This window comes from Streptomyces phaeochromogenes (assembly GCF_001418655.1).
Lineage (GTDB): Bacteria > Actinomycetota > Actinomycetes > Streptomycetales > Streptomycetaceae > Streptomyces > Streptomyces phaeochromogenes.
Map to the genome: position 1 here is coordinate 1 of NZ_LIQZ01000109.1, position 6,995 is coordinate 6,995.

Consider the following 6,995-nt stretch of genomic DNA (forward strand, 5'->3'; position numbering starts at 1 on the left):
GCGCGGCGGCGGCGACCGCCGAGCCGCCCTTCTCGGACACGTTGCTCACGGCGGGCAGCCCGCTCTCGCGCAGCGCGGCCTTGGACTCCGCCGCGCCGACGAAGCCGACGGGCAGCCCGATGACGAGCGCCGGGGCGGCGTCCAGGGTGAGGAGCTCCTCCAGCGCGGTCGGGGCGCAGCCGATCACCCACAGCGCGCCGGGCCCGACCTGCTCGTACGCGAGCCGGACGGCGTGGGCCGAGCGGGTCAGCCCCGGACCGGACACGGCGTCCTTGAGGCGGCAGACGGTGTCGCGCCGGGTGATGCCCGCCGCGACCATCTCCACGTCCACGACGACGGGCGCCCCGTCGTGCAGCGCCCGGTGGGCCTTCTCAAGGGCGGCCTCGTCGGTCACCAGATCGCTCGCGTAGTCGAGATCGGCGGCGGAGTGGATCACCCGCTCCACGACGGCACGGGTCAGCGGCGGGAAGTGCGAGGTGTCCAGGCGGGCCCGCAGCCGCCGGAAGGACTCCTGCTCGATGGGGTGCACGACCCGGGCTTCGGGGTCCGTGCTGCGGGTCCCGGGGTCCGCGATGCGGCTCTCCGGGAACACCCGGCTCACTGCGCTCACTTGGGGTCCTCCTGCCAGCGGTAGCCGCGGGGCGTCACCATGCGGCCGGCGATCTCACGGGTCGCCGTGTTGCCCACGGTCACCACCGTCATCATGTCCACCGTCGCCGGGTCGAGTCCCGCGAGGGTGGTGACACGGCTGGATTCGTCCGGCCGCGAGGCGTTGCGCACGACTCCCACAGGCGTCGTCGGCTTCCGGTGCCCGGCGAGAATGGTGAGCGCCTTGGGGAGCTGCCAGTCGCGGCCCCGGCTGCGCGGGTTGTAGAAGGTGACGACCAGGTCGGCCTCGGCCGCCGCGCGCACCCGGCGCTCGATGACCTCCCACGGTGTGTGCAGGTCGGAAAGGCTGATCGACACATGGTCGTGGCCCAGCGGCGCGCCCAGGATCGCCCCGGCCGCGAGCGCGGCGGTCACCCCGGGCACCCCGACCACGTCGATGTCGTCGGACGCCTCCGCGAGCGCGGGCGACGCCATCGCGTACACGCCCGCGTCACCGCTGCCGATCAGCGCGACCGCCTGTCCGAGCCGGGCCTCGGCCACGGCTGTCCTGGCCCGCTCCTCCTCGGCCCCGAGCCCCGACTCCAGGACCCGGGTGCCCGGCAGGAGCAGATCGCGGATCTGGTCGACGTACTGGTCGAGTCCGACGAGTACGGAGGCGCGGCGCAGCTCGTCCTTCGCGCGGGGCGTCAGCAGGTCCCGGGCGCCCGGACCGAGTCCGACCACCGCGAGCCGCCCGCGCCCCGGCCGGCGTACGACCGCGCAGGTCGCCATCGCGGGCCGCGCGGCCGACTTGCGCTTGGGGACGAGGAGTTCGCCGCCGCGCAGCAGGGCCGCGGCCTCCGCGACCGACGGGGTGCCGACGGCGGCGAGGGGCGCGTCCGAGGGGTTCGGCACGTCGACCGCCGCCAACTCCTCGGCGCCGTACGTCACCACGGGCACCCCGAGCCGCTCGGCCGCCCCGAGAATGCCGGGCTCATCGGCCTTGGCATCCACGGTGGCGAGCTCGGCGACGGACTTCACCGAAAGACCGGCATCCCGGAGCGCGTCCTCGACGAGCCCGAGCACCTCGTCGACGGGGGCACCCTTGGAGGCGCCGACGCCGACGACGAGGGAGGGCGGCCGGAGCACGACCTCACGCTCGGCGGGCTCAACAGCCCTGTCGCTGACGCGAATTGAGTACGCCCCGGCCTCGGCGACCCGAAGCGGCGGAAGCGGCCAGGCCACGTCGGCCCTCAGCGCGACTGCTTCCCCGTCGAGCATGGCCCGGGACACCCCGGCCACATCGCCTTCGACCGGCAGGCCGAGCGTGTCGAGTCCCGGCACGCCCACGGAGTCGGTCGCCGTCGTCACGACGGGTTCGGCACCCAGCAACTCGCCCACCTCTCGGGCGAGTTCATTGGCACCGCCGCCGTGGCCCCCGACCAGGGACACCGCGAACCGGCCGCCCTCGTCGACGCACACGATCCCGGGGTCGGACGCCTTGTCGACGAGCAGCGGCGCGACGAGCCGCACCACGGCCCCCGTGGCCAGGAAGCACACGAGCTGCTCACACTCCGCGAAGGCCCGCCGCACGGCGTCCCCCACGGGGCCCTCGTACACGCGGGTACGGCCCGGCCAGGCCGAGGCCACCCGTCGACAGCCCGCCGAACCGGCGGCCGTCGCGGAAATCAGGCCGATCACTGAGCGACTCCTTCACTACGTACCGGAGGCCGGACGCCCCACAGCAGAAAAACGGGGTTGGTCGCCGCGAGCCGGGTGACATCCCCCGGCAGCGGCGCCAGCCGGGACGACTGCAGCAGTACGCCGTCACAGTCGAGCCCGGCCGCGACCAGCGCGTCCCGGACCGCCGGAACCCGGTCGAGGGCGGCCATCGCCACGACGACCGACCGCCGCGCCCGCCGGGCACAGGCGGTCACGATGGCGGGCAGTTCCCGTCCGCCCCCGCCGATGAACACGGCGTCGGGGTCGGGCAGGTCGGACAGCACGGTCGGCGCGGCGCCGTGCACGGCGGTCACGTAGACCCCGTGCGCGGCGGCGTTGGCGCGGACCCGCCCCACACCGTCCAGGGTCTTCTCCACGGCGGTCACGGCGGCCCCGAGCCGTGCGCACTCCACGGCGACCGACCCTGAGCCCGCGCCGATGTCCCACACATGCTCACCGAGCCGCGGCCCGAGCCGGGCCAGCGCCAGCGCCCGCACCTCGAACTTGGTGATCATCGAGTCCCGGTGGGTGAACTCGCCCTCCTCCAGGGCCCATTGGGCGGGCCCGGACGGCGGCCCGGCGACCGTACGCACGGGGGAGAGGACGCGCGACTCGTCGAGACACAGCACGACGCTCACCGCCGGCCCCCAGTCCCGGGCGGCGGCCTCGGCGGGGGTGACCCGCTCTACGCGCTCTCGCTCCCCGGAGTGAGCGATGGAGCCCGCGTCCGAGTGCGGGTCGGAGCCCGAGCCTGGGGCGGTGCCAGTGCCCAAGCCCGGGGCTGAGCCGGTGCCGGAGCGAGTGCCAGTGCCAGTTTCCGCGCCCGAGCCGGTGCCCGAGGTCGCGCCCGCGTTCGAGGTGGAGGTCGAGCCGGTACCCGAGCCCGGGGTCGAGCCGGTGCCCGAAGTGGCGCCCGCGTTCGAGGCGGAGGCGGCGAACGAGCCAGAGCTGGTGCTGGTGCCAGAGCCCGCGTCCGCGCCCGAGGTGGCGCCCGAGTCGGCGCCCGCCCCCAGCGCCGAAGCCACCACCAACACCCGCCCGCTGGACCGCAGCGCGGCCCCGAGCTCCGCGGGCCCGGACCCTGGCCCCGTCAACACCGCCACCTTGGGATGCGCCCGGCAGACGTTCACGGCGGTCCGCAGGTCGCGCCCGTGGGCGCTCACGACCACCGCGTCGTCCCAGGTCAGCCCGAGCCGGGCGAAGGCGGTGGCGACGGACGACACTCCGGGGTGGACCTCAAGCCGCTCGGCTCCGAAACGCTCGGCGAGGGCCCGGACGATTCCGAAGAACCCGGGGTCCCCGGAGGCCAGCACGACGACCCGCCCCCGTTCCGCGGGCTTCTCCAGGAACTGCTCGATCGAGTCAAGAGCGGGCGCGAGCGGACCGAGGACGACCCGCTCGGCGGTGTCCGGGATCGTCGTCGCGGCGGCCAGGTGGCGCCGGCCGCCCACTACGAGCCCCGCCCCGGCCAACGCGGCCCCGGCGTCCGGAGGAAGGGGCGCCCCCGTGCCCGTACCGACGACGGTGATCACGGCGTGACACCCTGCGCGTCCCGTGGACTCTGCGCACCCCGCGCGCCCTGCGTCCGCAGCGCCCTGCGGGCCTCCGGATCGGCCTTGCGGAAGCCGTGGAAGTGGCCGGGGTGGTAGAGGTGCGAGCGCGTGCCGTGGGCGTCGAGGGCCGGGCCGACCAGGAACAGCGTGTGCTTCCAGAGCTTGTGCTCCTTGACGGTCTCCTCCAGCGTGCCGATCGTGCACTTCACGATCAGCTCCTCCGGCCAGGTCGCCTGGTACGCGACCACGACCGGCGTCGACGTCGGATAGCCGCCCTCCAGCAGCTCCCGTACGAGCTGCCCGCTGCGGGCGGCCGACAGGAACAGCGCCATCGTCGTCCCGTGCCGCGCGAACTCCCGTACTTCCTCCCCGGGCGGCATGGGCGTCTTGCCGCCGCCGAGCCGGGTGAGGATCACGGACTGCGCGACCTCGGGGATGGTCAGCTCTCGCTGGGCGAGCGCGGCCACGGCCGAGAAGGAGGAGACACCGGGCACGATCTCGGTCCCGATGCCGATCTCCGCGCACCGGTCGACCTGCTCCTGAGTGCCGCCCCAGAGCGCGGGGTCGCCGGAATGGATCCGGGCGACCTTCAGCCCGGCTTCGGCGGCCCGCTCGTACACGGCGACGACGTCCTCCAGCGACATCGTCGCCGAGTCGAGGATCTCCGCGCCCTCACGGGCGTGTTCGAGGACCTCGGCCTGCACCAGGCTGGCCGCCCAGATCACGACGTCGGCCTCGGCGATGGCGCGCGCGGCACGGAACGTCAACAGGTCGGCGGCACCGGGCCCGGCCCCGACGAAGGTCACCTTGCCGGTGGGGGCATCGGCCATGGGATGGGGTCCTCTCCTACGAGTCCTACGAGTACTGCGGTTCTCAGGGGTGCTTCCGGACATCAGCGCACGGATTCCGGAAGCCGTGATGACCCGAACGTGCGGCGAACGTGCGTGAACACGGGTCGATCGGATAGCAAGGGCGTATGGCGGTGTTCGTCGCGCTCGGCGCGTTCCTCATGACGCTGGCCGGCGGCTGGACGGCGCAACGCGTCACCGACCGCCGCCACCTCGTACTCGGTCTGGCAGGCGGTCTGATGCTGGGCGTCGTCGGCCTGGACCTGCTGCCGGAGGCGCTCGACGCGGCCGGCGACGAGATCTTCGGCGTACCGGCCGCGCTGCTGCTCTTCGTGGCGGGCTTCCTGCTGGCCCACCTGGTGGAACGCCTGTTGGCCGTACGGCAGGCGGCGCACGGCGGGGAGGAACACAACGGCCGGGCCCCCGAGGTGGGCCTGACGGCCGCCGCCGCGATGGTCGGCCACAGTGCCATGGACGGCGTGGCGATCGGCGCGGCCTTCCAGGTCGGCGGCGGCATGGGAGCGGCCGTGGCCGTCGCCGTGATCGCCCACGACTTCGCGGACGGCTTCAACACGTACACGATCACGACGTTGTACGGGAACGCCCGCCGCAAGGCGGTCGCGATGCTGTTCGCGGACGCGGCGGCCCCGGTCGTCGGCGCCGCCTCGACGCTCCTGTTCACCATCCCCGAGCACCTGCTCGGCGGCTATCTCGGCTTCTTCGGCGGCGCGCTGCTCTATCTCGCCGCCGCCGAGATCCTCCCCGAGGCCCACCACGAACACCCGGCCCGCTCCACACTGCTGTGCACGATCGCGGGTGCGGCCTTCATCTGGCTGGTGGTGGGCATCGCGGAGTGAGGCGGGCGAATGCGACCCTCCGACGAAAGCCACTGCCCTGACGAAAGCCACTGCTCTGACGGGAGCCACTGCTCTGACGGGAGTCACAGCTTGCCGCCGCGTCCGCCGTCGCGCCGCGCGGGCGCGATGAGCGTCGAGAGGTAGGGCAGCGGCGCGCCGTCCAGTTCGGCGGCGGTCCGGATGGACTCGTCCGGCAGCCCCAGGGCCGACCCCCACACGGCGTCGTCGAGCCGCCCGGTCTCCCGCAGCGCCGCGGCGACCTCCTGCGCCAGCCGCCCGAACTTGTAGGCGACGACGGTCCCGGGCCCGTTCAGCGCGTCCTTGAGCGCACCGGCCCCGGCGGTGACGGGCACGAGCGTCAACGGCTCGGTGCCCTCGGTCAGCACGGCCCCGGACCGGGCGGCGAGATCCTGCATGGCGGTGATACCGGGCACGGTCTCGACGACGGTCCCCGGTACGAGGTGCTCGATGGTCTGCGCGAGATAGGTGAACGTGGAGTACACGTTGGGGTCGCCGATGGTCGCGAAGGCCACGGTCCCGTGCGTACGCAGCAGCCCGGCGACCCGCTCCCCGGCGGCGTCCCAGGCGGCCTCGCGGCGCGCCCGGTCGGACCGCTCGTTGAGTGCGAAGACGACGCGTACGACCTTCTCCTCGGGCACGTAGTGCAGCACGGTGGCCTCGGCGCGCCCTCGGTCACCCGAGTCCATGACGGGCACGACGACGACATCGGCAGCCCGAAGGCAGTTGACCCCCTTGACGGTCACGAGCTCGGGATCCCCGGGCCCGACCCCGACCCCGATCAGCCTGCTGTTGCCCATGACCCGACACACCTCTCCACGAACCGACGGGCGACACCGGGTGACGACGCCCAGTGCGTATGCAGATAACTCGCATGCACGCCCTGCTGTACGAAACCTTCGACCCGCCGCACCGGAACGCGCACGCCCCAGGCCGGAGCGACCCCCGCCCCGGGCTCCACGACGGTCCGGTGAAACTCATGCCCGCGCATCCGGCTGCCGGCCTCGGCCAGCACACTGTCGGACACGGCGACGGCATCCCGGTACCCCAGCGTCAGCCGCTCGTCCATCCGCGCCTTCGCGTCGATCACCCCGCACATCGGCAGGCCGTCGAGCTCACGCGAGAGATACAGCAGCCCCGCACACTCGGCGGCGACCGGCGCCCCACTCCCGGCCAGCGCGGCAACGGCCTTGCGCAGCGGCTCATTGGCGGACAGCTCAGGGCCGTACACCTCGGGAAACCCACCCCCGATGACCAACCCCCGCGTCCCTTCGGGCAGTTTCTCATCCCGAAGCGGATCGAAGACGACAACCTCAGCTCCGGCGGCGGCAAGCAACTCGGCATGCTCGGCATAGGAGAACGTGAAGGCGGCCCCACCGGCAACGGCAACCTTCAGCCCGTCCGGCGTT

General features: G+C 73.6%; 6 protein-coding genes and 1 pseudogene. 1 reads left to right on the plus strand and 6 read right to left on the minus strand.

The window, feature by feature from the left end; genetic code table 11:
* The 4 genes from AOK17_RS15690 to cobM form a co-directional block, all read right to left on the minus strand.
* Nucleotides 1-574, minus strand: a 574-nt coding sequence (locus tag AOK17_RS15690) for a precorrin-8X methylmutase (RefSeq protein WP_055613085.1), incomplete at its 3' end; no start/stop codon positions are given.
* A 32-nt stretch (nt 575-606) separates the two neighbouring features.
* The gene (gene cobJ, locus AOK17_RS15695; protein ID WP_055613081.1) at nt 607-2,289 is read right to left on the minus strand and encodes a precorrin-3B C(17)-methyltransferase; all 1,683 of its coding nucleotides are present in this window, start codon (nt 2,287-2,289) and stop codon (nt 607-609) included.
* Nucleotides 2,286-3,842 carry a precorrin-6y C5,15-methyltransferase (decarboxylating) subunit CbiE gene (gene cbiE / locus AOK17_RS48480; RefSeq protein ID WP_079053045.1) on the minus strand — a complete coding sequence of 519 codons (1,557 nt, stop codon included), beginning with the start codon at nt 3,840-3,842 and terminating at the stop codon, nt 2,286-2,288. The genes cobJ and cbiE overlap by 4 nt, the downstream gene beginning before the upstream one ends.
* Nucleotides 3,839-4,693, minus strand: coding sequence for a precorrin-4 C(11)-methyltransferase (gene cobM / locus AOK17_RS15710; RefSeq protein WP_055613082.1), 855 nt, complete (start codon nt 4,691-4,693; stop codon nt 3,839-3,841). Before cobM ends, cbiE begins: the two co-directional genes overlap by 4 nt.
* 146 nt (nt 4,694-4,839) lie before the next feature.
* Between cobM and AOK17_RS15715 the strand changes: the two genes are divergently transcribed.
* Complete coding sequence (locus tag AOK17_RS15715) at nt 4,840-5,568, plus strand: ZIP family metal transporter (protein ID WP_055613083.1); 729 nt, start codon at nt 4,840-4,842, stop codon at nt 5,566-5,568.
* Between the two features lie 83 nt (nt 5,569-5,651).
* Here AOK17_RS15715 and cobI read toward each other — a convergent pair whose 3' ends face one another.
* Nucleotides 5,652-6,386 (minus strand): precorrin-2 C(20)-methyltransferase, encoded by a 735-nt coding sequence (gene cobI / locus AOK17_RS15720; RefSeq protein WP_055613084.1) that lies wholly within the window; start codon nt 6,384-6,386, stop codon nt 5,652-5,654.
* Nucleotides 6,368-6,995: pseudogene (locus tag AOK17_RS15725) on the minus strand (cobyrinate a,c-diamide synthase); the annotation flags it as partial. The pseudogene AOK17_RS15725 and the gene cobI, both read right to left, overlap by 19 nt.